Genomic DNA, 26619 nt, shown 5'->3' on the forward strand with positions numbered 1-26619 from the left:
ACGCCATGCCTGCCGACTGGTCGCCACCTAAGCGGCGCCAGAAAGACCTGGATGCGCGCTGGACCAAAAAGCACGGCAAATCCTATTTCGGCTACAAGCTGTCGGTGAACGCGGACAAGCGCTGCAACGGGCCCGGCGCATTCCAACAATGTGGCACGATCGGTCTGCCGCGCATAGGGACCGAGGTGCTGATTGCGTTCCTTGGTGGCGATCCAGACAAGCCGGTGATTGCAGGTCAGCTTTATAACCAGCGGGCGCAGCCAGCAGCCCTTAGCAAAGCAGGTGATCTGCCCGGAAACCGCTACCTTTCAGGGATAAAGAGCCGTGAAATACATGGTAGTCGAGGTAATCAGTTGGAGTTTGATGATACGAGCGGAAAAATCAGCGCGCATCTATCAAGTGATCACGGCGATAGCCAACTAAACCTCGGCTTTTTAACTCATTCTATGCTTAATGGCATCGGTCAAGCGAGAGGACAGCGTGAAGTATTCGCCGGCGCACAGGTCGCGCACGCTGCCTTCGCCATGGAAGCATTTCGATTCGTAGTCGTGCCGGCTCATGCGCAACTGGCCGAAGCGGAACAAGTCTTCGTGGTCGTCGCCGGCGTGCGGCGGCAGGATCTGGTAGTCGTCCAGCGTGGCGGCCAACTCGTTGCCGTTCACGCCCTGGTTGATGCCGCTGCGGGCGTCCACCAGCATGAAGTCCCTGCCCTGCGGGTTCATGTAGTCCCAGCTGTGGCGCGTTACCGTTCCGGGCTGCAGGCTGCGCACGGCGCTCCAGGCGGTGATGGTGTCGCGTTCCTCCGTCCCGCTGTCGCGGTGATAGCGGATGGTGCCGGCGGCGTTCCGGCGCAGGCTGTCGGCGTTGTTGAACAGCACCAGCGTGTGGGCATCGCCGTCGGCGCGAATGTGCCAGCCGATGCCGCGCCGCTTCAGCAGGCGGCGGATGAAGGCGGCGTCCGATTCGTTGTGCTGCATGGTGAATTCGCGCTTGGGGTAAGTGCGCACGTGGAAGGCGTCGTCGGTCTCGTGCTTGAAGCAGATGCCGAGCACCGGGCTTTTATGCCGCCATTCGTTGAGGATGCGCTGGACGATTTCGATTTCGTCCATATTGCGGAACACGCGCGTGTTGCTGCGCTTTTCCAGAATCGCCAGCGCGTCGCGCAGCACCAACTGATAGCTGGCCAGGCCGCCGTCGCTGTCGCCCGAGCTGGCTTCGGTGACGATGCCGCACACGCTGCGCAAGTCTCCCTGGTCGGTAACGAATTCCAGCACCGCCGACACGGCGATCAGTTGCTTCAGCGGTAGCTGTGCGTTGCCGGACACGCACAGCACGCGGTATTCAATACCGCCGCAGATCGTCTCGGCGCCGTAGACGCGTTGCGGCAGCAGCATGTCGTCGTTGGTGCCGCCGGCCAGGTCGAGCCGCAGCCGCAACGGCCGGTTGTCGGTCACCAGTTCCTTGGCCAGTGTCATAAAGCTGAAAAAATCGCTGTCGCTTTCCACAATCGCTCCTTAGCTATGCAGCAGATACATCAACTCGTCGCAGTCGTGCGTGGCAGGGCCGCTTTGTAGCCGGACGTTGACGCCCAGGCGGCTGCTCGCGTCCAGCCGCGTGCCGTGCATGTCCTGCGCGCGCTGTACCAGATGCACGTCCCATGTCATGCCCACGCCGCAGTGCAGTTGGAGCATGGCGTGCAGTTGCCGCGCTGCGGGCTGGCCGGGCAGGAAGCTGTCGTAACATTTCTTATCAAGCGGGCCGATGCGCAGACGCGCGCGTGCGTCGCAACGGTAGGCACGGCTGCCAAGCATGACGCCACCGTCCAGGGTGACGTTGGCGCGGCCCAGTTGCGCCTGGTCCTCAGCCGGTAGCGAAGCCCATTCGCCGACCAACTGCTCCACCCGCACCGGCACGCCGAAGTATTCGCTGTACATGCCGGCGATTTGCGCGGCGGTTACGCTGCGGCTGCGGATTTGCATGGCGTAGCGGGCCAGCGTTTCGCGATCGATCTCCCCTTCGCTGGCATGCGTGCCGGCCAGCGCGGTCAGCATGTCCAGATACGCCGGCTCGGCGCATTCCGGCCGGTTGCGCGCCCACGCCTCGTAAAACATCGCCACCGGCCGGTGCGACAGCACATCAAGGAAGGCGCGCGGACCGCCGTCGTGCTGGTCTCTCTCGTGGCGGGCGATGCGTTCGGAGTAGTGCAGCGGCAGCACGCCCTGGCTGCCCAGCAGGCCGATGAAGGCGGGGGTGATGCGCACACAATATTCATCGGCGCTGAGGTTTTCGATCTGGTTCGGCGCGTAGCTCAGCGCCAGACGGTTGCGGAAGCGCACGCTGTCCGGGCGCCATTGCGCCGCCAGCCGCACCGCCTGAAAGAACTCGAAGCGCTGCGGATGGGCTTGCAGTTGGCCGATCACGCCAGTGTCAGTTCGCCGTTGCGCGGTGGGCATCGCAGCAACTCCTTTCCGCTAACGTGGGACAGCACCACCAGCCGCGTGAAGCTATTCAGGTGGACGTGCAAAGCAAACAGCCGGTCCAGTATCTGCGCGAAGGCGTGGATGCCGGTGCCGGCGTACGCCTCCTCGTCCAGCGACACCCGCACTTCGATGCCGCGCAGGTAGGCGTTGCCTTGCACCTGGCGTATCCAGGCGGTGGCGACGCGGTGGCTGAGCGCCGTCAAGCCGTCGATCATCCGCTGCGAGACCATACTGTCCTGCTGCGCGTAGAGCCGCAGCATGGCGGTCAGCGCCGGCAGACCTTGCTGCGTCAACGAGCGGTGATTGAGCGCGAGGTGGGCGATCAGTCCCCACTGGCGGCGGCCGTCGCTGGACAGGCGGTGCGACAACGTTGGCCGACACAGCATGCGGATCGGGTAGTTGCCGAGCGGGCTTTCGGTGTTGAGATCGCCACCGGCGCGGCCGTATGGCAGGCCGTGCGGCAAGTCGCGGTTGGTGCAGGTAAGGCGCACGGAGGCCGTGCCTTCGTCGATCCGCAGCGGCGAGAAGTCGCGGTCCACCAGCGTCAGCGTGTGTTCGTGGCCGGCGCTCATCAGGTCTTCGCGCTGCATCCGCCAGTAGTGGCCTTTGCGGCTTTCGGTTTCACCGTGGCGCAGCGAATACCAGGGAAATAAATCGGTGACCGCACTGCCTTCGTGCGTCTTGCGCACCATCTGCACGCTGTCGATGCTGTAGATATCGCAGGCTTGGCCAGCCATCTCATCGGCCAGCAGCGGGTAGCTGCTACACGTTTGGGTGACGCGGATCGGCGTGGCCGGCTGCGGGAACAGGTTGATGATGGGGGTGCAGCCCAGCAGCAGATTGTCGGCGCTGAGCGTGCGCAGGATGCGGGCGACCGGCGCGTCGGGCCGCACGTCGCGCAGCAGCAGGCGCAGGGTGACACTGGTGCTGCCTTCCGGCGCGGCGGCGATCAGCGCGGCGAGGTCGAGGTCGATGAAGTCGAATTTTTCGGGGAAGGCGAAGTATTCGCTCAGCAGGCGGTAGGCGCCATGTTCGGACGGCGCGGCGGGCAGCAGCGCTTCCGCCGCCGTCAGGCCGGCCGCTTGCAGCGGCAGGCGCTCCAGCAGCCGCCAGTGGCCGTCCGCTTCCACGCAAGCGCAGGCGGTGTGCAGGAAGATGGCGTCACGCAGGGCGGCGCGCAGCGAGGCTTCGCCGTCGAGGTAGAGCCGCAGCGTGGGCAGTTCCAGCGCGGCCAGGCCGCGCGCGGCGGCGGTGCTGGCGATGTGGATGCGGATGGCGGCGCCGGCGTCGGCCGGCAGCGCCAGCGTGGGCGGCGTTTGCGGGTACGGTTCGAAACCGGCAGCGCCGATGGTCACCGGCGCGATCACGGTGTCGTAGACGGTGCGGAAGCGGCACATCACGGCGCCCTGCCCCAGCGACTTCAGCATGGCGCCGCGCGGCAGCATGCTAACGCTGCTGACTTCATTGGCGCGCACACCGCTGGTGTCGATGCGGGCGATCGAGCACGATGGTATCGGCCGCAGCAGGTGCGGGTACAGCATGCCCAGCAGCGCTTCGGTGAAGTGGGCGTAGCCGTCGTCCAGCAGGCGGGCGACGCGGGCGTTGAGGAAGGCGGACGATTGGATCAGCCGTTCAACGTGGGGGTCGGCGCAGCTTTCGCCGCGCAGTTGCAGGCTGCCGGCGAGCTTGGGATAGCGTCCCGCAAACTCGGCGCCGGCGCGCCGCAGCATGCTTAACTCGCGTTCGTAGTAGGGCAGCAGTTTTTCCATCGTGACGTCCATCGCAAGACGGGCGTCCGGCCATCGGAACCGCCCAGGTTGCCGATAATGTCACGGGTGGAAATAGTTCTCTTTGAGAAAGAACAAGCCGGCGGGTCGCCGACCAGTCACAGGCGTTCTCACAAGATCGCGGGATTCCGGGCGGCCCGGGCGCCGATTCCCGTAAAATACCGGCATGAAAGCCGACAAAGCCCTCGCCACCTACCAGCGCCTGCGCCAGCAGCCGCTATGGCGTTTGCTGGCGGCGCCGAGCGGCCCCACCGCCCTGGCCCTGATGCAGACGCACTTGTACGACAGCGAACGCAGCCTGCCGGCGTCAATCCTGCATGAGCGCATCGGGCGCGAGCTGGAGCATCTGCGCGCACGCGGCCACGACTGGCCGCAAACGGCGCAAGCCTACGTTGCCGGCTGGCTGGCCGAGGGCCATCTGGAGCGCCGCTTCCCGCCCGGCGCCGCCGAGGAGGAGTATGAGCTGGCCACCTCCACCATCGAAGCGATCCGCTTCGTCGCCGGCCAGGTGCAGCCGCATTCCGCCGCCACCGAGAGCCGTCTGGGCCTGGTGATCGATGCGCTGGCCAAGCTGGCCGAGGACACCGACAGCGACAAGACCCGCCGCATCAACCGCCTGCGCGCCGAGCAGGAGCGCATCGAGCGCGAAATCGCCGGCATTGAACAAGGCGTGCTGCACATCCTGCCCGAGGCCGCCGCGCTGGAGCGCACGCGCGAAGTGATCACACTGGCCGACGGCCTGGCCGGCGATTTCCGCCGCGTGCGCGACCAGTTCGAGCAGCTTAACCGCGACCTGCGCGCGCGCATTATGGAGAGCGACGGCAACCGTGGCGAGGTGCTCGATTCGCTGTTCGCCGGCATTGACCTGATCACCGATAGCGAGGCCGGCCGCACTTTCTCCGCCTTCTGGCGCCTGCTGACCGATCCGGAACAATCGGCCACGCTGGAACAATCGCTGGACCAGCTGATGACACGCGGCTTCGTCAACCACCTGGACAGCAAGGAACGCAAGTTTCTGCTGCGCCTCACCCGCACCTTGCTGGAACAGGGCGGCATGGTGCACGACGTGCTGCAATCGTTCGCCCGCAGCCTGAAGAACTTTGTCGAAAGCCGCGAATTCCTCGAACAGCGCCGCCTGAATACGCTGTTGCGTCAGGCGCAATTGGCGGCACTGGCACTCAAGGACGAGGTCAAAGCCACCGACACTCTCAACTACACGCTGACGCTAACCAGCAGCAAGCTGGCCTCGCTGTCGCAATGGACCTTGCACGATCCCGCGCTGCAAGCGCTGCCGGGCGGCATGCAGGATGGCGAGCCGGCGCCGATCGGGCTGGAGGCGGTGGGCGAGCTGGTGGCACAGTCGGAAATTGACTTCCGCTCGCTCAAAAACCATGTATGCGACGTATTGGCGCTACAGTCGCAAGCCAGCGTGGCCGACGTGCTGCGCGCCCATCCCGCCGCGCAGGGACTGGGGAGCGTGCTGGGTCTGCTGGCCCTGGGCAGCCGCCACGGCATCGTTGCCGAGCATCAGGAAACCGTCAGCTGGACCGGCGGCGATGCGCAGCAGCGCAGCGCCCGCATTCCGGTGATTTATTTTGTGAAAGAACGCCTGCATGAACTTGCCTGACGACGACGTCGCCGACGCCACCGCAACGGAAGGCGCCCCGCCATCGACCGCGCTGTTCATGAATGACAGCGGCGAGCTGGCGCTCGACACGCGCCGCGCGCTGGTGCAGCTGCTGGCCGGACCATCGCTCGACGGCCGCCGCCATGCCAAGCTGTGGCCGGTGTTGCTGCGCGATGAAGTCGCTTTGCGCAAGCGTCTGTCCGAGCTGTTCCTGGAACTGGTGATCGACCGCGACATGCAGGTCGCCTTCACCCGCCAGGCCGACACCGGCGATCTGGAAGTGCCGCTGCTGCTGCGCCGCGCGCAGCTGACCTTCATCGACTCGGTGCTGGTGCTCTACCTGCGCCAGCGCCTGACGCATGCCGAGGCGCACAGCGAACGCGCGGTGGTCTCGACCGACGAAATCGTCGACAACCTGACCTTGTACGAGCGCGCCGCCAGCACCGACCGCGCCGGCTTTACCAAGCGCGTGCATGCCTCGGTGGAGAAGGTCAAAAAGCACAACATCCTGCAAAAGATCCGCGCCAGCGATGACCGCTATGAAATCTCGCCCACGCTCAAGCTGCTGTTCTCGGCCGAGGATATCCAGACCCTGACCGCACTGTACCAGCACATGGCCGCCGGCGAGGCCGATCCGGGCAAACAACCACCGAGCGACGACAGCGAGGAGGAAGCGTGAACGCCGAACTCTTGCCGGACACGCTGGCCGCGCGTGAGCAATTCCGCATGCATCGCTTGCAGGTCTACAACTGGGGCACTTTCAGCGAACTGCACGAGGTGCCGATCAGCGAGCGCGGCTTCCTGATCGTCGGCCGCTCCGGCGCCGGCAAGTCCACCTTGCTGGACGCCTTCTCCGCCCTGCTGGTGCCGCCGCGCTGGATCGACTTTAACGCCGCCGCGCGCGAGGCCGACCGTGCCGGCCGCGACCGCAATCTGGTCAGCTATGTACGCGGCGCCTGGGCGGCGCAGAGCGACAGCGCGTCCGGCGAATACACCACCCGCTATCTGCGCCAGGGCACCACGTGGTCGGCCCTGGCCCTGCACTACCGCAACGCCCAGGGCCACCAGGTGGTGCTGGTCCAGCTGTTCTGGCTGCGCGGCAATGCCAACGGCAACACCGACGTCAAGCGCTACTACCTGATCCTGGAGCGACCGTTCGACCTGCGCGAAATCGGCGATTTCGGCAGCAATAATTTCGACGTGCGCAAACTCAAGCTGGCCTTCCCGGAAGCCTACGCGCGCGACGAGTTCCGCCCGTATTGCGAACGTTTCTGCCGCCTGCTCGGCATCGACAACGACATGGCGCTGCGCCTGCTGCACAAAACGCAGTCGGCCAAGAACCTCGGCGACCTGAATACCTTCCTGCGCGACTTCATGCTCGACAAGCCGGAAACCTTCACCGTGGCCGACCGCCTGGTCAATGAGTTCGGCGAACTGAATGCCGCCCACCAGGCGGTGCTGACCGCGCGCCGCCAGGTGCAGACGCTGGCGCCGGCGCGCAGCCGTCACGACGAGCGGCGCCAGTTGCGCGCGCAGCGCGGCGAGGTGGAGGAACTGCGCGCCGGTATGAACAGCTACCGCGAGCAACTACGCATGCGCTTGCTGGTGGCGCAACTGACCGCGCTGCACGTCGACGCCGACGGCCTGACTGGCCAGTTGCAACGCCAGCAAGATGTGCTGAGCAACCGCAGCGCCGCGCTGCGCGACCTGGAAAGCCGGCGCCGCGCCGCCGGCGGCGACCAGATCGAGCATCTGGACAATGAGAAGAAAACCCTGGAAGCCCAGCGCGACGAGCGCCTGCACCGCCGCAAGCAGGCCACTGTCGCCTGTGAAAAACTCGGCTGGGTGCTACGCCCCGATCCACAAGGCTTCGCCGCGCTGCAAGGCCAGGCGCGGCAGGAAATCGAGCAATGGCAGACCGGCGCCGGCGAGCAGGAACCGCTGCTGATACTGGACCGCCAACGCACCGAAACCAGCACCACCCTGGCCGGCGTCACGCAGGAACTGGCGTCGCTGCGGCGCCAGCCATCGAATATTCCGGTGCATATGCTGGAACTTCGTCACCGCATCGCCGCCGCCATCGGCGTCGCGGACAGCACGCTGCCGTTTGTTGGCGAGCTGGTCGAAGTCAAGCCGGAGGAAGCGGCATGGCGTGGTGCGGCCGAACGCGTGCTGCACGGCTTTGCGCTGTCGCTTCTGGTGGACAACGAGCATTACAACGCGCTGTCGCAGCATCTGAACGAGGTGAATCTCGGCCAGCGGCTGGTGTACTACCGGACCGGCGCGGCCGAGGCGAGCGCCACGCGGGTTCTCAAAACCAGTTCGCTGACCTTCAAGCTGAACGTCAAGGACGGCGCCCATAGCCACTGGCTCAAGGCCGAGCTGCGCCAGCGCTACGATTACGATTGCGTCGATTCGCTGCGCGCCTTCCGCGCCGCACCGGAACGGGCGCTGACGCGAGAGGGCCAGGTCAAGCACAGCAAGACGCGCCATGAAAAGGATGACCGCGGCAGCGTTGACGACCGCCGCCACTGGGTGCTTGGCTACGACAACCGCGACAAGCAGGCGCTGTTCCGCCAGCAGCAGGAAGAACTGCAACAGCGCAAGGCGCAGCTGGATGCCGCGTTCGAACGTCTGCGCCTGCAACAGCAACAGGGCGCCGCGCGCGCCATCGCCTGCAGCACGCTGGTCAATCTGCAATGGCAGGAAATCGACGTGCTGCCGCCGTTGACGCGCATCGGCGCGATCGAGCAGCAATTGCAGGCCCTGCGCGAAGGCAACAGCACGCTGCAACAGATCGACCAGCAACTGCGCGAGCAAGCCGATCTGGTGCGCAGCGCCGAAAGCGATGTGCGCGAAACCGACGTCCAGCGCCGCACGGTGCAGGGCAAGATCGACGAGCATCGCCGCCAGTTGCAGGGGCTGCAGGACGATCCCGCCATCATCGCGCTGACGCCATACCAGCAGCAGGGGCTGGAGCAGCTGTACGCGGCGCTGCCGGACAGCGTCACGCTGAGCCGGGTCGATCAGGCGGACCGCGCCGTGGGCAAGGTGCTGAGCGCCCAGGCCGACCAGCTCGACGACGACATCCGCCGCTGTGAGCGCGACATCGAAGCCCGCTTTGCCGAGTTCATCCGCGAATGGCAGGCCGACTCCGACGGGCTCGACGCCACGCTGGCGGCCGCCGCCGATTTCTTCGCCAAGCTGGCGCGGCTGGAGAGCGACGGCCTGCCGGCGCACGAACAGCGCTTCTTCGAGCTGCTGCAAAACCAGAGTCACCAGAACCTGGCGGCACTGGCCACCTACCTCAACGATGGCCGCAAGGCCATCCTGGAACGGATGGAGCTGGTCAACGACAGCTTGCGCCAGGTGCCGTTCAACCGGACCGCCGAGCTCAGCACCTATCTGTCGATCCAGCCCAGCGACCGCCAGTTGCCGGAGGTGCGTGCCTTCAAGCAGGATATCCAGAGCGCGCTCAGCAATGCATGGAGCGAGGACCGCGAATCGGCCGAGGCGCGCTTCCTGGCGCTGCGCAAGCTGGTCGACGCGCTGGCCAGCCAGGAGCCGGACAAGCGGCGCTGGCGCGAGGCGGTGCTGGACGTGCGCCTGCACGTCGAATTCATCGGCCGCGAGATCGATACCGAGGGCAACGAGATCGAGGTCTACCAGAGCGGCGCCGGCAAGTCCGGCGGCCAGCGGCAGAAGCTGGCCACCACCTGCCTGGCGGCAGCGCTGCGCTATCAGCTGGGCGGCAGCGACCATGCGTTGCCGGTCTATGCGCCGGTGGTGCTGGACGAAGCCTTCGACAAGGCCGACAACGAATTCACCGCGCTGGCGATGAATATTTTCGCCAACTTCGGTTTCCAGATGATCGTCGCCACGCCACTGAAGTCGGTCATGACGCTGGAGCCGTTTATCGGTGGCGCCTGTTTTGTCGATATCCGCGAACGCAAGGTGTCCGGCGTGCTGATGATTGAATACGACGACCAGCAGCAACGCCTCAAGCTGCCGGAACAGACCCGCGCGGAGGCCTCGCTTGAAGCTGCCGGATGAGGTGCGCGGCTGGCTGGCAAAACGCTATGCCAGCCAGCACCGGCAATGGCTGGCCGCCGGCGACACGGCGGGATGGCCATTGCGCATCCCGCTCGGCCTGCCCACGGAGGCGGCCGCCCTGCGCCAGCCAAGCGCCGTGCGCGACTGGAGCGCGCAATGGCGTGCGTGGGCCGGCCCCGGCGAACTGGCGTGGACCGAACGCCACTGGAAGGTGCTCGGCCTGCAGCGCCTGCCGCAGACGCTGCTGATCAGCGATCCGGCGCAAGCGGCCAGCCTGGCAGGCGAGCTGGATCGATGGCAGCGGGCTGCCGGGCGCGCGCCGGCGCTGCGCCACCGCTGGCCGGCCCTGGCGCCATTGCTGCCGCGCCTGTTCGACATGCTGGCCGACTTTGCCGACGCCGATTTCCAGCGCCTTCAGACGTTGCTGGCCTGGCTGATCGCGCAGCCGGCTTCCGGCCTGTATCCGCGCCAGCTGCCGCTGGCCGGCATGGACAGCAAATGGCTGGAACCGCGCATCGGGCTGGTGGCACTGATGTTGTCGGCGATTCTGCAATTGCCTGCTGACGGTGTCAGCGCGCATGCGCTGTGCGGCTTGAAGCGGCCGCCGGCCACACTGCGCCTGCGCGTGCTGGACCCGGCGCTGCGCGCGCACATCGGCGGTCTGGCGGATATCAGCGCACCGGTCGAGACGCTGGCGGACCTGCAATGGCGGCCGGCCACCGTCATCATCGTCGAAAATCTGCAAACCGGTCTGGCATTGCAGGACTTGCCGGGCACGGTTGCGTTCATGGGACTGGGCTACGCGGTCGATGCGCTGGCGTCGCTGCCATGGCTACGGCAGGCACGCTGCGTGTACTGGGGCGATATCGATACGCACGGCTACGCCATTCTGCATCAGGCGCGCACGCTGTTGCCGCAACTGGTATCGGTCATGATGGATGACGTCACGCTGCTGCGCTACGCCAGCCTGTGGACCACCGAAGCCAGTCAGGCAAGCGCCGAGGCGCTGCCCGGCCTGACGGCGGACGAACAGGTGGTCTACACCGGGCTCAGGTCGCAGCGCTGGGGACAGATGCTGCGGCTGGAACAGGAACGCATCGCCTGGAATGACGCCTGGCAGGCGCTATCCGCCGCGGTTAATTGATTCCGGTAGATAACACCCCCAGCAAATCCTCCGGCGCGATCTGCCAACCCTGCGCCTCGCCGCCGGCCAGCACGGCGTCGGCCAGGCCGGCCTTGGTGCGTTGCAGTTCCTGGATTTTCTCCTCCAGCGTGCCCCTGGCGATCAGGCGATACACAAACACCGGCTTGTCCTGGCCGATGCGCCAGGCGCGGTCGGTGGCCTGATTTTCCGCCGCCGGGTTCCACCACGGGTCGTAGTGAATCACCGTGTCGGCCGCCGTCAGATTGAGGCCGACGCCGCCCGCCTTCAGGCTGATCAGGAATACCGTCGCCGCGCCGTTCTGGAAGGCATCGACCTGCGCGGCGCGGTCGGTGGTGTCGCCGGTCAGCAGCGCATACGGCACGGCACGCGCTTTCAGCTCCGCTTCGATCAGCGCCAGCATGCTGGTAAATTGCGAGAACACCAGCAGCTTGCGGCCTTCGGCCAGCAGTTCCTCGATCAGTTCAAGCAACACTTGCAGCTTGGCCGACGCCGCCTCGGCCTTGCCGGCCACGCGCGACTTCAGCAGGCGCGGGTCGCAGCATACCTGGCGCAGCTTGAGCAGCGCGTCGAGGATGATGATCTGGCTGCGCGCCACGCCCTTGCGGGCAATCTCGTCGCGCACTTTCTTGTCCATCGCCAGCCGCACGGTTTCGTACAGGTCGCGCTGGCCGCCGGCCAGGTCGACCATGCGCACCATTTCGGTTTTCGGCGGCAATTCCTTGGCCACGCTGTCCTTGGTTCGGCGCAGCAGGAAAGGCTTGATGCGGCGCACCAGGAAGGCATTGCGCTCGCCATCGCCCTGCTTTTCGATCGGCTTGCGGAACTGCGCGTTGAAGGTTTTTTCATCGCCCAGCAGGCCGGGCATCAGGAAGTGGAATTGCGCCCACAGTTCGCCCAGGTGGTTTTGCAGCGGCGTGCCGGTCAGGCACAGGCGATGACGCGCTTGTAGCAAGGCGGCGGTTTGCGCGGCTTTGGCGCGGTGGTTTTTGATGTATTGCGATTCGTCCAGGATCAGCAAATGAAACGGCTGCTGGCGCAACACGTCCTCGTCGCGCGGCAGCAGCGCATAGGAAGTCAGCACCACGTCGGCCTGCGCGATGTCGGCGTAGCGCTGCGCGCGGTTGGCGCCGGTCAGCGCCAGCAGCCGCAGGCCCGGGGTGAAGCGCGCCGCTTCGCTCTGCCAGTTGTCCATCAGGCTGGTGGGGGCGACCACCAGCGCCGGCGCGGTCAGCCGGCCGGCTTCTTTTTCGGTCAGGATGTGGCTCAGCGTCTGGATGGTTTTGCCCAAGCCCATGTCGTCGGCCAGGATGCCGGCCAGGCCGTATTCGCGCAGGAACTGCATCCACGCCAGCCCCTCGGACTGGTAGGGGCGCAGGCTGGCTTGCAGCCCGGCCGGCGCGGCCACGGGCCGCACCTGCTCGAAGGCGGCCAGCTTGCGGCCCAGCGCGCGCAGCTGCTCGCCGCCCAGCCAGCGCAATTGCGCGCCCGCCTCCAGCTCGGCCAGGCGGGCGGCGTCCAGGTGCGACAGGCGCAGCGTGTCGCCGACGCGGTCGCTGAAGTACAGCTCGCCCAGCGTGCGCAGGATGGGTTTGACCCGGCCCCACGGCAGCGCCACCCGCGCGCCGCCCGGCAAGCCGGCCAGCAACGGTTCGTCGTCGGCGCGGGCCTCCAGCGCGGCGGGGGCGAAGTCGCGCGGCGCCTGGCGGATCAGTTGCAGCAGCACCGGCATCAGCGGCACCGACGCGCCGTTGACGACGATGCCGAGTTCCAGCGCCAGCCAGGCGTGGCCGCCGTCGGCGCTGTCGTCGTGGACATTGGCGTACCAGTCGTCGATGGCGGCCAGGTCGAAGCGGAAGCCCGGCGCGCGCTCAATGGTCCAGCCCTGCGCCTGTAGCTGCGGCAGGCCGTGCTCGACAAACGCCAGCCAGGCGGCGTCGGAGGGCTGCACGACCTCGTCGTGCACGGCGTGAGCGGACGGCGGCACGAAGCCGGCCGCGTGCAACGCCGCCCACGCGGCGGCCTCGTCCTGCTGATGCCGTGCAATCGTCTCGATGCCGGCCGCGCGGACGCGCACCAGCGCCTGCCGCGGATCGGCGCTGACGCGCTGGCCATCGTAGTCAAACGCCACCACGCCGACCTCGGCCGGGCCGGCGCCGCTGTCGCGGCTGCGCAGCACCAGCACCGGTGTCGGCCGCACGCCGGTCAGCGTGGTGGCGGTGTTACCGGGCAAGGGCAACACGGTGTCCATGCCATGGTCAAACATTTCCTCGGCAAACGCCGCCGCATGCCGGGGCAACAGCGTTGGCGCCGCCGCGATCAGCGGCAGCCACTGCGACAGCGGCAACATTGCCAGCGCGGGGGGCAGGTCCAGCGTGCCGATCAGGTCATGCGCCAGATACATCGGCGTCGGGGTCGGCATGACGTGGTCGATGACGGCGCCATCGTCGAAGGCCCAGCCCAGTTTCAACGCCTCGCCGGCGGGGTGCCAGGCCAGACGGCCGCCGCGCCGCGGGCCGGCTTGCAGCCGGCGCAGGCCGGAACGGCGCAGCGCGTCGCTATTGGCCGCAAAATACAGCAGGCCGGCCTCGGCCACCTGCCGCACCAGCAAGGCCGCGGTCTCACTCACCGGCTCCAGCGACGAACTGGCCCAGGCTGTGGAGACCAGGCCGATATAGATCGCGGCCAGTTGCCGCTCGTCGGCGCTCAGATAGGCGGGCGGCTTGGACTGCAGCGCATACATGTCCGTGAGCGGCGTCGCCGAGTGAATGGCGCCATCGGCGGCGAAGCGCCCTTTGCACAGGCGCAGTTGCAGTCTGCCGGTGTCCGCCTGCGGCAACAGCACATAGATGGCCTGGTATTCGTTCTTGCGGGCCGGTTTGGCCGGCTGTTGCTGCAAAGCCTGTTCGGTCTGATAGGCGAACTTGGCCAGCCAGGCGGCCATTTTGTAAGGCAGGCCGTCATCCGGCTCGCTGTCATCGTCACTCATACCCGTGGAGCACGCGTACAGCAGCACGGCCACCACATGCTTGCAGTTGCGCGCCATCGGACAGCTGCACTCGCCGCGGAAGGCCACGCGCCCGGCCTGCCGGGACAATTGAATGGTTTGCCGGTAGCCCTTGGCGGTGCTGCCGGCGACCTGCGCGGTGAACACGGCGCCGTCGCGTTCGACCTCCAGCACCATGCGGCTACGAAAATAACTCGCGCCACGGTTGAAGGTGACGCTGTCAAATGAACGGCGAATATCGTCGGCGGTGAAATTCATGCGAGGAGGCGGAGGCCGCAAGATGAAACAGCCGTTATTATCGCCTACCTCACCCGGCAATGGCATCAGCCGGTGATGCGCTCCCAGCCATGCCTGACCGCGTCCTTGAACTTGTCCCAGCTCGATTGCGGCTGTTTGCTTTCCCAGCTGGCGCGCAGTGCCGGCTCGACCTCGTTCCACTCCTTGTCGCGGTAGCCAGGATTGCCCTTCATCGATTCGCAGTAGCGGTAGGCCGGATCATATTCCTGGTAGGTGCCGCCGGTGTAGGTGGTCTCCCAGTGCGAGCGGAAGTAGTCGTCCTCCGGCTGCGGCGCGCCGGTCAGGATGTCCATGCTGTCCTGGTTGATGCCGGCGTCGCGCGGGTAAATCCGCATGCCGCTGCGCTGCACGGTGTTCTGGATGTCGGCCACCGCGTCCTGGGCCACAGGCGGCACCGCCGCCAGCACGTCGCCGCGCTGCAGGGAGCCGGGCGCGGCCACCTGTTCGGCACGCGCAAATACCACGGCGTCCTCGCGCGCGCGGATACCGTGCTGTTCCGATGCCGCCTGCTGTGCGCCGACGCTGGTCTGCCGCGGACCGGCGCCGCTGAGCAGCACGTCCGCGCCCCAGCCGCCGGCGCGCCACATCGCCTCGTGTTCGTCGATGTCAATCGGGTGGAAGTCGTCGAGGATGTCGGCCGCGCGCTCGGCGTCCGCCAGCGTGGCGGCTTCCAGCGACAGCACGGTGTGGCCGCGGTTCAGCGCTTCGGCGTAGACGTGCTGGTCGGCGTGGTCGCGGCCGAACAGTTCGCTGAACATCTGCTTGACGTTGCCGAGGATGGAGGCGTCGTCGTCGATGCGGGCGGTGCCGGCCACGCTGGCGGCATCGTGGATCTGCATGGCGCCGGCGTCAAACTCGTTCAGCAGCAGCGCGTCGCTGGCGCGGGTGGCGTCGGCGCGGGTTTCAAATACGGCGGCGAGGGTATGGCTCATGATGATCTCCTGTGTTTCAGACGCATGCGGTCGGATACCGCTTGCAGTCTACCTAAGGCCTGTCGGGCTGAGCGCTCGTTTGCAGTTAAGAAACGTCAACGACCAGCTCAGGAGTCACAGCGTGCCATATGCGCCCGGGTCTGCATGTGCGGGGGCCAACATACAGCCGCTATCAAGGCATGCCGATCCGGCGCCGCTCAGCCGCCGAACGGCGTGTAGGCGATGGCGCTGCCGATCAGCTTGGCGACGGCGTCGTGATTCTCCGTGCTTTCACTGAACGCGACCAGCACCTCGGCGCGGCTCTGGCCCTTTTGCAGGTTATCCAGCCAGAAACTGTTGCCGGCGGCGTCCGGCGCGCGGTGCAGCACGTTCTGGTACAGCAGCTTGACGAAATCGGTGTCGTTGACGCCGCTGCCGTAGGTGCGCGTGAATTCCGCGCTGGCGATGAAGGCACTGGCGGCGTCGCGCAGGCTCAGGCCCTTGTCCAGGTTGGCGATCCAGAAGCCCAGCCCGTCCGCGTCCGGCGCGCGGTTGAAGGCGCTCTGGTAGAGGCGGTAAGCCTGGCCGCCGACGCCCTCGGTATCGAGCGCATATGCGGTACCGTCACCGAACACCAGGCGCTCGATGCCGCTCAGCTTGTCGCCGCTGGTGCCACTGGCGCGCACGTCCCTGACCGTGACGCCGCCGTCGCTGCCGCGAACGATGTTGAAATTGCTGCGGTTGACCGCGTAGTACACAGTGTCAACACCGGCGCCGCCGTCCAGCGTCAGGCCGATGCCGCTGCCGATCAGGTAGTCGTTGCCTGCGGTGCCACTGCTGACCGGCTTGGCGACGGTGAACGAGAAGCTCTGCGCGTCGCTGGCGGCGTTGCCGGCCAGGTCGGTCACGCTGCCTTTGAGCAGGTTGAGGGTGTAGGTCATGCCCGGCATCAGGTTGGTGCGCGGGTCCACCGTCAGCGTATGGCCGGCCACGCTGGCCAGCACCGGCCCGTTGGCGCCCTGGACCACGGCGCCGTAGCCGTCGGTCAGCGCGACGCCGCTGAGCATGATGGTTTCATCGAAGGTCAGTGTGATGGTAGGCTTGATGCCGACCTCGGTGGCGCCGGCCGCGATGTTGCTCGACAGCAGCTTCGGTCCGGTGGTGTCGAGGTTGGTCTGCACCATCTCCACCGTGTAGCTGCCGGTGCCGCTGGCCTGGCCGGTACCGCGCACGTCGAGGTAATAATCGCCGCTGGCGGTGGCCACGTAGGTGATGCGCGGGTCGACGCCGTTAGCGGCGGCCGGGATGGCCGAATACGCCAAGGTGCCACGGTCGCTGCTTAGCAGGGTCATGCCGGCGGTATAACCGTATTGTGTGCCGGTGTCGAGCGTGCCGCCACCGCTCTTGTTGCCTTGCAGGTCGAATACATAGGTGCGGCCGGCGTCCAGATGCACCTTGATCCAGTCGTGATCGTCCGCCACGCCGATCACACCGCGCAGCGGCGCATCCGGGGTGACGACGGCGCTGGTCTTGCTGTCGGCGCTGAAATCGTCCTTGCCCATCGACTTGGCCACCAGCGTATAGCCGCCGGTCCATTTGTAGTTCGACGAGGCCGCGACCGTCGCATAGTAACTGCCGCTGTCGGTGGCTTCGAACAGGCGGATCACCTTGCTGTCGCCACTGCTGACATAGCGCACGTTGAGACCGGCCGGTCCGCTGACATCGATGCTCAGCCCATCGGCATTGGGGCTCAGCGGCATCATTTCCACCGCATAGGTCACGCCGGCTACCACGTCCAGCTTGAAGACATCCTTATCGGTGTTCAATTCCATTTCGCCCTTGACGATGGTGTCAGGCGCCAGCGCGGCGGCGTGCTCCTTGTCGTTGCCATAGTCGTCGGGCTTGCCCAGCTGGGCTCTGACCGTGTAGCTGCCGCTGCTGGGGGTCCCGCCGCTGGTAGTGCCCACCTCAACGTAGTAGGTGCCTTTGGTAGTGGCGGTAAATGGCACGAACGTGCCGGTGCCATTGCCATAGTAGTTGTAGCTGGGGGTGGACACCAGCACATTGCCACTGCCATCGAGCAGCTTGAGCGTGACAGGAGAATACGACGACATCGTGCCGCCGCCTTCGGCGCTGCCGTCGACACGGAACCAATAGTAGCCGCCGGCGTCGAGCGACACGGCAAACCAGTCGCGGTCGCCCGCGCTCTCGATCACGCCCTTGGTGGAACCGCCCACGCTGAGGCGGCCGGGTTTGCTCGTATTGGCGGTGAAATCATCGACGGCCTGGCTGGCGGTCAGCGTGAAGCCGAGGGTGCCGTTGCTCACATAATAGCTGGACTGCGCCAGGTAGAAGCTGCCGTCCTTGGTCGGCGTATAGCTGTAGCGTTCAATGCTGTAGACGTTGGTGGCCACCGTCTGGCCGCTGCTGTCCTGCAGTATGCTGCGAATCGTGTAGCCTAAGTTCGCGGCATCCGGCTTGACGTTGAAGCTGTAGGTGACGCCCGCTTTCAGATCGACCTTGAACATGTCGATATCGCTCGTGCTCTGCGAGCGCGCGCTGACCGGCACGCCCAGCTGCAACTCTGTGGCGGTGGCCTGGGTGTTGCCGTAGTCATCCGGCTCGCCGGCCGAGGCCGACAGCGTATAGGCCTGGACCTTGTTGCCGGCGACGACGATGCCGTAGACGCCGGCGGTGCTGGCCTGGTAAAGCAGCGTGATCGAACCATCGCTCGCCGTCGAGCTGTTGACGTTGTAGTAGTCCGAAGTGCCAGACGGCAGGTAGACATCGAGCGACGCGCCGGCGTTGCTGGCGTCCTGCGGCTTGAGCGTGAAGGAATAGATGCTGCCCGCCTCCAGGCTGATCTGGAAACGGTCGACGTCGCCGTAGTAATCGGTACTGCCGCTGACCTGCCCACCGGCGGACAGTTGGCCGGACCGGCTGCTGTCGCTGGAGTAGTCGTCGCTGATGAGCTGCATGGTCCGGGTGTAGGCGCCGACACGGCCATTGGCGCTCAGCGCCAGATAATAGTCGCCGCTGGTGGTGGCGATGAACGGCGCTTGTCCCAGCAAGCCGACATAGCCGCCGTTGGCGTTGTACACCGTCGGGCTACTATAGTAGTCGACCGCCGCGCCCAGCACGCCGGTGCCGCTGAAGCCGACAACTTGGCCGGCGTCGGCGTGAAATTTGAACCAGTCGACATCGTCGGTACGCTCAAAGACCCCGGACACCGCCACGCCGTTGTCCAGCCTGCCCGTGGTTTGCGTGGTGGCGCTGTAATCGTCGGCCGCCGGTGTGGCCGCTGTCAGTGTGTAGCCGCCGGTGTTGCTATAGCTGCGCACGCCGACGAAATAGGTGCCGCTGACCTGGGCGGCGAACTGCGCCACGGCGCCGCTGGTGGTGGTGTAGGTCTGCAGATACTGCACAGATGCCCCCTGGGCGTTGTACACCGAGATGCCAACGTTGTTGAGGTTGCTCAGGGCACCACTGCCGCCGTCGCCAGCCAAAGAGAACAGATACGTGGTGCCGGCTTTCAGCGAGATCTTGAACCAGTCATTATCGGAATATGAATCGATATTGCCATTGGTGCTGCCGCCCACGGACAGGGTGCCGGTGGTGGTGATGCTATCGCTGAAGTCGTCGGCCATGATTTTTTTGATAAGTTAGTATTTACACAGATTTACCATCTTATCAAATTGCCAGCTGGAAATCCTATCAAAAAATCACACACTGCCCAGCGTGTCGGCCCAGATGTTGCGCGCCCAGTTCATCGCGTAGTCGCCTTCCAGCGCGCTGGCGGCGCTGGACACGCCGCCGGCGCCGGGCACCACCAGCAGGGTTTTCTGTTGCGCGCTGTAGGCGTGCACCGAGGCGACGTGGATGACATCATGGTCGGACACAAAGCTGTAGCAGGTGTTGGTCAGCATCGGCTGGGCGTAGGGCGGGCGGCCGTTGAGCAGGTCGATCACGGCGGCGGCGCACACCTTGGCGTGCTGGTTGGCCATGTGCGCGGACTTCGGCATCAGCGGCGCGACGGCGATGGCGTCGCCCAGCACGTGGATGTTGTTTGCCTGCGTCGATTCGAAGGTGAGGAAGTCGACCGCGCACCAGCGGCCATTGGCGTTGGCCAGGCCAGCCTGCACGGCGACGGCGCCGGCGCGCTGCGGCGGGATGACGTTGAGCACATCGGCCCGCACCTGGTCGCCCAGTTCAGAGATGGCGGTGCGGGCGCCGGCGTCGATGTCGGCGGTGCGGAACGATGGGCGGTAGTCGATGATGCCGTTGTAGCGCTCTTTCCAGATTTTCTTGAACAGCGGGCCTTTGGAGACGATATCGTCGTTGGCGTCGAGAATCAGGACTTTGGATTGGGGCTTGTGGCGGCTGAAGTAAAACGCCACCTGCGACGCCCGCTCATACGGGCCGGGTGGGCAGCGGTACGGCGCCGGCGGAATGGTCATGGCGTAGACGCCGCCGTCCGGCATGGCTTCCAGCTGCGCGCGCAGGGCGACGGTTTGCGCGCCGGCCTTCCAGGCGTGCAGGATGCGGTCCTGCGCACCGGGTTTCAGCATGCCGGGAAGCTGGTTCCACATGAAGTCGACGCCGGGGGAGACGATCAGACGGTCGTAGCGGAGCGACTGGCCGCCGGCCAGCGCCAGCATCCGTTGGTCGGCGTCGATGCTGGCAACGGTGTCGCGGACGATGCGCACGCCGTGCCTGTCGGCCAGCGCGTTGATCGACATGGTCAGCGCGCCGATCCGCTTTGAGCCGCCCAGCACCAGGTTGGACAGCGGGCAGGAGATGAAGCTGGCATTCGGCTCGATCAGCGTGACGTCGATGCGGTTCTCGCTCCACAGGCGCAAGTAGCGCGCGGCGGTGGCGCCGCCGTAACCGCCGCCGATGACAACGACGTGCGGCCTGGCCTGACCGCCGATGCCGGCGCAACCGGCCAGCATGGCGCCGGCGCCGGCGGCCTGGATGAATTGACGGCGTTTCATTGGGCCTCCGGTTTCTGCGCGGCGAAGTACGCCGCCAGCAGTTCGATCTGCTCGTCGGTGTAGCCTTTGGCGATCTGCGCCATGATGGTCGATGCGCGCTTGCCGCTTTTGAAGTCGCGCAGGCTGGCCGCCAGCGCTTGCCGCGATTGGCCCGCCAGCGCGGGCAGCGTGCCACCCTGCGTGCGGCCTGCGGTGCCGTGGCACGCGGCGCAGGTCGCGGCCAGCCGCATCGCAGGCGAAATGGTGGGTGAAATCGCGGACGGCTGGGCTGCGGCCACGTTCATCACTGCCAACAGGCCGAGGGCGAATAGCTTCATGGTCGTACTCCGGGAGTTTCGATCTTCATGCCCTGGTCACGCACGGCGAGCCAGGCTTCCAGTTCCACCAACTCCTGCGCGCCGAAGGCGGGAACTTCGGCGCGCACGCCGCTCATGCAGTTGCGCAGGCGCCGCTGCAGGCTGCCCATGCCTTGCCATTCCAGCCGGTAGATCGGGTAGGCGGCGGCATGCGCTTGCGGGATGGTGCTGCCGGCCAGCCGCTTGCCCCATTGCTGATCGTGGCATTGCGCGCACGAGAGGTTGAGTTGTCCGATGCGCTGGAAGTACAGCTGCCGGCCGCGCGCGGCGCTGGCCGTGGTGCCGGCGTCCTGTGGCGGCGCCACCGGCATGCCGCGCGATTGCATGGCGACGTAAGCTTCCAAGCCGAGTAGTTCTTCGCTTTCGGCTGGCAGTGGCCTGGCTTGCTGCTTCTGTTCGCGGCAGATGTTGATGCGCTGATTCAGGTTGACCGTTCTGCCCTGGTGAAAGGCCGGGAAGCGTGCGGCGACGCCGCGCATGCTGTCGCGCGCGTCGCCATGGCAGCTGGCGCAGGATTTGCCGCCGCTGCCGGCCGGCGTGCGCCATTGCGCTTCGCCGCCGCTGATCCACAGCATGGCCGGGTTCTGCGCGTCGTCACGCTGCATGGCTTGCGTGGCGGAGCTCACGAAGTCGGCGCCGGACCTGCGCTCGTCGGCGGCCAATGCCGATGCGGCGATCATGATGAGCGCCGCCAGCTTCATGCCGCACTCACCGTGATGGTGGCTTTCTCGGTGTGCGCGAAGCCGTTGTCGCCTTGCCAGATGCATTCCAGCGTGCCGCTTTCCGTAGCGGTGGTGAAGAAGGCGATGTAGGGATTGGCGGAGATAGCCTGATGCAGCTCCGCGCCGAAGACCTGCTCGCCGTTGTAGCGGCAGACGAAGCTGCGGATGATGTCGCGCGCGAGCAGCTTGCCGTCGGCGCCAACGCGGTAGCCGGTTTCCATCGGGTGACCGATCAGGGCGCGGATTTCGATGATGTCGCCGCGCTGCGCGGTGGCGGGCATGTGGATCAGGGCGCGGGCCATCAGGGCGTCTCCCCTTCCACACACGCCGCCAGCGCGACGATGACCTCCACCTGATGCGACCAGTAACCACCGTCGACCATGCGCGCCACGGCCACCAGGCGCTGCGAGGTGGCGAGTCTGATGCGGGTGGAGACTTCGGCTTTGCCGGAGCGTGGCGTGAGCGTGAATACGGCCACCTCGGTTTGCGGATTGCGCTCGGTGAAAATGGCGATGGCCTTGACGTTTTCCACCGGGCTGTCGACAGCGATCGTTACCGGCACGGCGTTGCCGTTGTCGATCAATTGGGCGATGTCGAATTTGACCTTGCCGGCTTGCGGCACGGCGCCGCCGGTGAAGGTGTTGATGGCGGCGGCCATCTCCGCCGGCGTGGCCGATGCGGTGCGGACCAGCGTCATCAACGTCAGGCCAGCGCCTGTTTTCAGCGCGTCGCGGCGGTTCATGGTGTGTTGTCCTTCAGCGTTTGCAGCCAGGCCACCACGTCCTCCACCTGCTGCGCGGTGAGGATGGTTTTGCCGGCGTGGCTGGCGGCGACGCCGGTCAGGCCTTCGGTTTTGTAATAGGACGGCATGATGGTGAGCGGATTGATACGGCTGGCGTCCACGATGCGCAGGCGAAGTTGGGCGGCGGTCCAGCGTTGGCCGGCGCCGCGCAGATCGGAGGCCAGGTTGCCCTGAAAGCGCTCTTCCGCAATGGGGCCGGTGTGACACAGCAGGCACAGGCCGACCTGGCGGTTGGCGACGATGGCGCGTCCGCGTGCGGCGTCACCCGGTTCGGCGCCGGGCAACGGCTGAGGGATGCCGGCGCCGGTGTCCGCGAGGGCCGCTGACGACAGCGCGGCGATGGCCAGCGCGATCGCCGCCCTGCCGCCGCGCCATCGCTCGCTCATGCTCAGGCCTTCTTCAGCAGGTCATGATTTTTCAGCGGCAGGTCGCGCACACGCTTGCCGGTGGCGGCGAAGATGGCGTTCAACACCGCCGGCGCCGCCACCGCAATCGTCGGCTCGCCCACGCCGCCCCAGAAGCCGCCGGATGGCATGATGATCGATTCCACCTTCGGCATCTCGTCCAGCTTCAGCACCCGATAGGTGTCGAAGTTCTGCTGCTCCATCTGGCCATCCTTCAGCGTGCATTCGCCGTACAGCGCCGCCGACAGGCCGTAGACGAACGACCCTTCCACTTGCGCCTCGATCTGCTGCGGATTGACCGCGTACCCCGGATCGGTGGCGGCGATGATCCTCAGGATCTTCACCTTGCCGGTCTTGCGGTCCACCGACACCTCGGCGCACGCGGCGACGTAGCTGCCGAAGCCCATGGTCTGCGCCAGGCCGCGATACACACCCTTGGGCGCAGGCTTGCCCCATCCCGCCTTCTCCGCCACGGCATTGAGCACCGCCAGATGCTTGGGATGATCGGCCATCAGCTTGCGCCGGAAGGCCAACGGGTCCTGTTTGGTCGCATGGGCGATTTCGTCCATGAAGCATTCGAGATAAATCGTATTCTGGTTCAGATTCACGCCGCGCCAGAAGCCGGCCGGCACCGGCGGATTGCGCATCGCATGGTCCACCAGCAGGTGCGGGAAGCTGTAGCCGATGGAGGCTTCCGGTCCCGGCGCGTTCAGCCCCTGGAACACTACCGGGTCCTTGCCATCCTTGAGCGTGGAGCCGAGCGACGCCAGGATCGACTGGCCGGCGATGCGCATGTGCAGCGCCGTCACGTTGCCCTTGGCATCCAGGCCCGCGGTCAGCTTGCACTGCGTGATCGGATGATAGCGACCGTGCAGCATGTCCTCCTCGCGCGACCAGATCAACTTGACCGGCGTGCCAGGCATCTCCCTGGCGATCTTCACCGCCTGCGTCACCCAGTCGTGGGTGGCGCCGCGACGGCCAAAGCCGCCGCCCAGATGCATCTTATAGACATCGCACTTGGCGGCCGGCAGGCCGGCCGCTTCCGCCGTGGCGGCCAGCGCCGCCTCGCCGTTCTGGGTCGGAGTCCACACCTCGCAGCGCTCCGGCGTCCAGAGCGCGGTGGCGTTCATGGTCTCCATGGTCGCGTGGTTCAGCCACGGGAAGGAATACACCGCCTCGATCTTGCGCGCCGATGCCTTGATGGCGGCTTTGGCATCGCCATTGGCGTTGCCCACCACCGCTTCCGGCGCATCCAGCGCGGCCTTCAGCGTGGCCTGGATATCCTTCTGCGACAGATGGGCGTTGGGGCCCTTGTCCCACTCAATCGGCAGCGCATCCAATGCCGACTTGGCGCGCCACCAGGTATCGGCCACCACCACCACGGCGCTGTCGCCCAGCTTGAACACCTTCTTGATGCCCGGCCGCTTGTCGATGGCGGCAGCATCGAAGTGCTTCACCGTGCCGCCGAACACCGGGCAATCCTTGATGGCCGCGTTGAGCATGCCCGGCATACGGAGATCCATGCCGTAGATTTGCGCGCCGGTGGTCTTATCCACCGTGTCCAGCCGCGCCAGACGTTTGCCGGCCAGCTTCCAGTCCTTCGGATCTTTCAGCGGCACGTCGGCGGGCGGCGTCAGTGTGGCGGCGGCATCGGCCACCTTGCCGTAGCTGACGGTGCGGCCACTCGGCTTGTGGGTGATGACGCTGCTGGACGCCACGCACTCCGAGGCCGGCACGCGCCACGCGTCGGCCGCCGCCTGTACCAGCATGGTGCGCGCGATCGCGCCGCCCTTGCGCACGTAGTCGTGCGACTCGCGCACGCCGCGGCTGCCGCCGGTGGAGAAGCTGCCCCACACGCGTTTGCGCGCCAGGTTCTGTCCCGGCGACGGATACTCGGTGGTGACTTTGCTCCAGTCGGCGTCGAGTTCCTCCGCCACCAGTTGCGCCAGGCCGGTCAGCGTGCCCTGCCCCATCTCGGAACGGGCGATGCGGATGACGATGCTGTCATCCGGCTTCACCACCACCCACGCGTTGACTTCCGGCGTGGTGGTGGCGGCGCCCTTGGCGATCGGCGGCTGCCCGGCGGCGGCGTCGAACGGAATGTGGAAGGCGACCACCAGGCCGCCGGCCAGCTTGAGGAAATCACGGCGCGCGTTCATGCCTTGCTCCCTTCAATACGCTCAATCGCCAGGCCGGCGGCGGCGGGATCGCCACCGCGCACCGCGACATGGATCGCCTTGCGCACGCGGTTGTAGGTGCCGCAGCGGCAGATGTTGGTCATTGCCGCGTCGATATCGGCATCGGTGCATTGCGGTTTGTCGCGCACCAGCGCGGCGGCGGCCATGATCATGCCGGACTGACAGAAGCCGCATTGCGGCACATCGAGCGCCGCCCATGCCTTCTGTATCGGGTGCGAACCGTCGGACGACAGGCCCTCGATGGTGACAATCTTCTGCTCGGGCGTGACCGCCGACGCCGGATACACGCAGCTGCGCACCGGCTGTCCATCGATATGCACGGTGCAGGCGCCGCATTGCGCCACACCGCAACCGTACTTGGTGCCGGTCAGCGCCAGCTGCTCGCGGATCACCCATAACAGCGGCGTGTCCGCCTCTGCCTCAAACGCTCTGACAACGCCGTTGACGTTCAGCTTAGCCATGTAAATCTCCTGTGCAGGTTATGCAAATCCGACCGCTGGTCATACTACCACTCATCAATTTGCAGTTTGAAACTTTTGACTTGGATCAATGTTTTTACTGCGCTGCATCAATACACTTTCTCCTGTTACTTAATGACTTAACGACAAAGAGGGGAAGTAAAATGAGCAAGTCCGTAGCAGCAGTATTAGCAGCCCTGACTCTGGTGAGCGGTAACGTGCTGGCGCAAGAAAGCCCATGGCTGGTGCGCGTGCGTGCTGTCAACATCGATACGGCCGACAAATCGGACCCGGTGGGCGGCGTCGGCGCGTCCGACCGCATCCACGTCAAGAACAAGACCATACCTGAAGTAGACATTTCCTACTTCTTCACCAAGAACATCGCGACCGAACTGATCCTGACCTATCCGCAAAAGCACGACGTCACGCTGGACGGCGCCAACATCGGCTCCATCAAGCATCTGCCGCCAACGCTGACGGTACAGTACCACTTCGCGCCCGACGCCACCATCCGTCCTTACGTGGGCGCCGGCGTGAACTGGACCACGTTCTCGAAAGTGAAGCTGCTCAACGGCGCGGGCAGCCTGGAGCACGACAGCTTCGGCCTGGCGCTGCAAGCCGGCGTCGACTTCGCCATCGACAAGAACTGGTCGATCAACCTGGACGTGAAAAAAGTGCAGATCCGCAGCGACGTGCTGATCGGCGGCGCCAAGGCCAGCCGCGTCAAAGTCGATCCGGTATTGCTGGGCGTGGGCGTCGGCTACCGCTTCTGATGCGCTAAACATTCCCGCTGGGCAGCTATAATGTTTCACAACAGATAGCTACCCACGGGAATTCCATGCGCACCCTCCTGATTCTTCTGGCCCCCCTGATGCTGGCCGCGTGTGTGGACGACAGCGCGTCGTACTATGCGGACGGACCGGTGGGCAACCACGCGCTGACCATCCACCGCGTACAAAAACACTTCTGGAGCAAGCAGAGCAAGGTAGAGCTGATCATGCAACGCCTGCCGGACTGCCTGCGCCGGGTCGAGCTGAGCGAGATGCCGGCCGACGAGGTGGCGATCGAGCTGCTGTCCGGTGGCGACAACGTGTGGACGTTGCGCGCGGGCGACCAGATGTGGCAAGTGGAAACCCAGACCTGCACCATGTATCCCGACGTCAAAGGCGACGGGGGCGAGCTGATGGGCGTGTTCCGTCCCGACGGCGACAAGTTCGTCTACGAAGCCGCGGTCATCGAAACCGTCCCCGCCGACAAGTAAAAACCCGGTGTCAGGTCTGACATTCGCACACGGGCTCAACTGCGGAGCAGTTGAGCCCGTGTGCGAATGTCAGACCTGACACCGGGTTTTTTTACGGCTA

The 26619-nt window shown here is 65.9% G+C and carries 20 protein-coding genes and 2 pseudogenes; 8 read left to right on the plus strand and 14 right to left on the minus strand.

Features of this window, described 5'->3' with window-relative positions:
• Together GTP44_RS27275 and GTP44_RS27710 are read left to right on the plus strand one after the other, a co-directional pair.
• A pseudogene (locus tag GTP44_RS27275) lies at positions 1-122 on the plus strand (IS5/IS1182 family transposase); the annotation flags it as partial.
• Positions 123-185: 63 nt separating this feature from the next.
• A pseudogene (locus GTP44_RS27710) lies at positions 186-419 on the plus strand (type VI secretion system Vgr family protein); the annotation flags it as partial.
• 15 nt (positions 420-434) lie between these two features.
• Here GTP44_RS27710 and GTP44_RS24910 read toward each other — a convergent pair.
• Genes GTP44_RS24910 through tssF form a run of 3 tightly spaced genes read right to left on the minus strand, consistent with a single transcriptional unit; the run spans position 435 to position 4249 of the window.
• A complete protein-coding gene (locus GTP44_RS24910) occupies positions 435-1505 on the minus strand; it encodes a type VI secretion system Vgr family protein (RefSeq protein WP_202424220.1) in 1071 nt (356 codons plus the stop codon).
• Between the two features lie 9 nt (positions 1506-1514).
• Entirely contained in the window at positions 1515-2453 is a 939-nt protein-coding gene (gene tssG, locus GTP44_RS24915; RefSeq protein ID WP_161021522.1) for a type VI secretion system baseplate subunit TssG, read from the minus strand.
• Positions 2417-4249, minus strand: a complete 1833-nt coding sequence (gene tssF / locus GTP44_RS24920; protein WP_161021523.1) for a type VI secretion system baseplate subunit TssF — start codon at positions 4247-4249, stop codon at positions 2417-2419. The genes tssG and tssF overlap by 37 nt, the downstream gene beginning before the upstream one ends.
• Positions 4250-4433: 184 nt before the next feature.
• Here tssF and GTP44_RS24925 point away from each other — a divergent pair, with 184 nt between their 5' ends.
• Genes GTP44_RS24925 through GTP44_RS24940 form a run of 4 tightly spaced genes read left to right on the plus strand, consistent with a single transcriptional unit; the run spans position 4434 to position 11091 of the window.
• Positions 4434-5894: a DUF3375 domain-containing protein gene (locus GTP44_RS24925; RefSeq protein WP_160991956.1), complete on the plus strand. Its 1461-nt coding sequence runs from the start codon at positions 4434-4436 to the stop codon at positions 5892-5894.
• Entirely contained in the window at positions 5881-6573 is a 693-nt protein-coding gene (locus tag GTP44_RS24930; RefSeq protein WP_161021524.1) for a DUF4194 domain-containing protein, read from the plus strand. Before GTP44_RS24925 ends, GTP44_RS24930 begins: the two co-directional genes overlap by 14 nt.
• The gene (locus tag GTP44_RS24935) at positions 6570-9947 is read left to right on the plus strand and encodes an ATP-binding protein (protein ID WP_371867324.1); all 3378 of its coding nucleotides are present in this window, start codon (positions 6570-6572) and stop codon (positions 9945-9947) included. Before GTP44_RS24930 ends, GTP44_RS24935 begins: the two co-directional genes overlap by 4 nt.
• Positions 9931-11091 carry a Wadjet anti-phage system protein JetD domain-containing protein gene (locus tag GTP44_RS24940; protein WP_161021525.1) on the plus strand — a complete coding sequence of 387 codons (1161 nt, stop codon included), beginning with the start codon at positions 9931-9933 and terminating at the stop codon, positions 11089-11091. Before GTP44_RS24935 ends, GTP44_RS24940 begins: the two co-directional genes overlap by 17 nt.
• Here GTP44_RS24940 and GTP44_RS24945 read toward each other — a convergent pair.
• From GTP44_RS24945 to GTP44_RS24995, 11 genes are all read right to left on the minus strand, one after another.
• On the minus strand, positions 11084-14374 hold the full coding sequence (locus GTP44_RS24945; RefSeq protein WP_161021526.1) for a DEAD/DEAH box helicase: 3291 nt from the start codon (positions 14372-14374) through the stop codon (positions 11084-11086). The two genes, GTP44_RS24940 and GTP44_RS24945, sit on opposite strands and share 8 nt — an antisense overlap.
• A 65-nt stretch (positions 14375-14439) precedes the next feature.
• Positions 14440-15345, minus strand: a complete 906-nt coding sequence (locus tag GTP44_RS24950) for a hypothetical protein (RefSeq protein WP_161021527.1) — start codon at positions 15343-15345, stop codon at positions 14440-14442.
• A gap of 197 nt (positions 15346-15542) precedes the next feature.
• Positions 15543-18971, minus strand: coding sequence for a DUF4214 domain-containing protein (locus GTP44_RS24955; RefSeq protein WP_161021528.1), 3429 nt, complete (start codon positions 18969-18971; stop codon positions 15543-15545).
• 75 nt (positions 18972-19046) lie between these two features.
• Positions 19047-20318: an NAD(P)/FAD-dependent oxidoreductase gene (locus GTP44_RS24960; protein WP_161021529.1), complete on the minus strand. Its 1272-nt coding sequence runs from the start codon at positions 20316-20318 to the stop codon at positions 19047-19049.
• Entirely contained in the window at positions 20315-20635 is a 321-nt protein-coding gene (locus tag GTP44_RS24965) for a c-type cytochrome (RefSeq protein ID WP_161021530.1), read from the minus strand. Before GTP44_RS24965 ends, GTP44_RS24960 begins: the two co-directional genes overlap by 4 nt.
• Positions 20632-21375 (minus strand): sulfur oxidation c-type cytochrome SoxA, encoded by a 744-nt coding sequence (soxA, locus tag GTP44_RS24970; RefSeq protein ID WP_161021531.1) that lies wholly within the window; start codon positions 21373-21375, stop codon positions 20632-20634. The genes GTP44_RS24965 and soxA overlap by 4 nt, the downstream gene beginning before the upstream one ends.
• Complete coding sequence (soxZ, locus tag GTP44_RS24975; RefSeq protein WP_160991965.1) at positions 21372-21698, minus strand: thiosulfate oxidation carrier complex protein SoxZ; 327 nt, start codon at positions 21696-21698, stop codon at positions 21372-21374. The genes soxA and soxZ overlap by 4 nt, the downstream gene beginning before the upstream one ends.
• Positions 21698-22138, minus strand: a complete 441-nt coding sequence (locus GTP44_RS24980; RefSeq protein ID WP_161021532.1) for a SoxY-related AACIE arm protein — start codon at positions 22136-22138, stop codon at positions 21698-21700. The genes soxZ and GTP44_RS24980 overlap by 1 nt, the downstream gene beginning before the upstream one ends.
• A complete protein-coding gene (gene soxX, locus GTP44_RS24985) occupies positions 22135-22584 on the minus strand; it encodes a sulfur oxidation c-type cytochrome SoxX (RefSeq protein ID WP_161021533.1) in 450 nt (149 codons plus the stop codon). Before soxX ends, GTP44_RS24980 begins: the two co-directional genes overlap by 4 nt.
• Positions 22585-22586: 2 nt before the next feature.
• Complete coding sequence (locus GTP44_RS24990) at positions 22587-24761, minus strand: xanthine dehydrogenase family protein molybdopterin-binding subunit (RefSeq protein WP_161021534.1); 2175 nt, start codon at positions 24759-24761, stop codon at positions 22587-22589.
• Positions 24758-25261: a (2Fe-2S)-binding protein gene (locus GTP44_RS24995; protein WP_160991969.1), complete on the minus strand. Its 504-nt coding sequence runs from the start codon at positions 25259-25261 to the stop codon at positions 24758-24760. The genes GTP44_RS24990 and GTP44_RS24995 overlap by 4 nt, the downstream gene beginning before the upstream one ends.
• A 161-nt stretch (positions 25262-25422) precedes the next feature.
• Between GTP44_RS24995 and GTP44_RS25000 the strand changes: the two genes are divergently transcribed.
• Positions 25423-26031, plus strand: a complete 609-nt coding sequence (locus tag GTP44_RS25000) for an OmpW/AlkL family protein (protein WP_160991970.1) — start codon at positions 25423-25425, stop codon at positions 26029-26031.
• Positions 26032-26096: 65 nt separating this feature from the next.
• On the plus strand, positions 26097-26519 hold the full coding sequence (locus GTP44_RS25005) for a hypothetical protein (protein WP_161021535.1): 423 nt from the start codon (positions 26097-26099) through the stop codon (positions 26517-26519).
• Positions 26520-26619: the final 100 nt, after the last annotated feature.

The organism is Duganella lactea, from assembly GCF_009857505.1.
Classification (GTDB): Bacteria; Pseudomonadota; Gammaproteobacteria; order Burkholderiales; family Burkholderiaceae_D; genus Rugamonas; species Rugamonas lactea.

Coding starts and splice junctions, on each gene's coding strand:
- tssF (WP_161021523.1), bottom strand. CDS start 4,249: ATGGAAAAACTGCTGCCCTACTACGAACGCGAGTTAAGCATGCTGCGG.
- GTP44_RS25005 (WP_161021535.1), top strand. CDS start 26,097: ATGCGCACCCTCCTGATTCTTCTGGCCCCCCTGATGCTGGCCGCGTGT.
- soxX (WP_161021533.1), bottom strand. CDS start 22,584: ATGAGCGAGCGATGGCGCGGCGGCAGGGCGGCGATCGCGCTGGCCATC.
- soxZ (WP_160991965.1), bottom strand. CDS start 21,698: ATGGCCCGCGCCCTGATCCACATGCCCGCCACCGCGCAGCGCGGCGAC.
- GTP44_RS24965 (WP_161021530.1), bottom strand. CDS start 20,635: ATGAAGCTATTCGCCCTCGGCCTGTTGGCAGTGATGAACGTGGCCGCA.
- GTP44_RS24955 (WP_161021528.1), bottom strand. CDS start 18,971: ATGGCCGACGACTTCAGCGATAGCATCACCACCACCGGCACCCTGTCC.
- GTP44_RS24930 (WP_161021524.1), top strand. CDS start 5,881: ATGAACTTGCCTGACGACGACGTCGCCGACGCCACCGCAACGGAAGGC.
- soxA (WP_161021531.1), bottom strand. CDS start 21,375: ATGAAGCTGGCGGCGCTCATCATGATCGCCGCATCGGCATTGGCCGCC.
- GTP44_RS24945 (WP_161021526.1), bottom strand. CDS start 14,374: ATGAATTTCACCGCCGACGATATTCGCCGTTCATTTGACAGCGTCACC.
- tssG (WP_161021522.1), bottom strand. CDS start 2,453: ATGCCCACCGCGCAACGGCGAACTGACACTGGCGTGATCGGCCAACTG.
- GTP44_RS24995 (WP_160991969.1), bottom strand. CDS start 25,261: ATGGCTAAGCTGAACGTCAACGGCGTTGTCAGAGCGTTTGAGGCAGAG.
- GTP44_RS24980 (WP_161021532.1), bottom strand. CDS start 22,138: ATGAACCGCCGCGACGCGCTGAAAACAGGCGCTGGCCTGACGTTGATG.
- GTP44_RS24960 (WP_161021529.1), bottom strand. CDS start 20,318: ATGAAACGCCGTCAATTCATCCAGGCCGCCGGCGCCGGCGCCATGCTG.
- GTP44_RS24990 (WP_161021534.1), bottom strand. CDS start 24,761: ATGAACGCGCGCCGTGATTTCCTCAAGCTGGCCGGCGGCCTGGTGGTC.
- GTP44_RS24950 (WP_161021527.1), bottom strand. CDS start 15,345: ATGAGCCATACCCTCGCCGCCGTATTTGAAACCCGCGCCGACGCCACC.
- GTP44_RS24925 (WP_160991956.1), top strand. CDS start 4,434: ATGAAAGCCGACAAAGCCCTCGCCACCTACCAGCGCCTGCGCCAGCAG.
- GTP44_RS25000 (WP_160991970.1), top strand. CDS start 25,423: ATGAGCAAGTCCGTAGCAGCAGTATTAGCAGCCCTGACTCTGGTGAGC.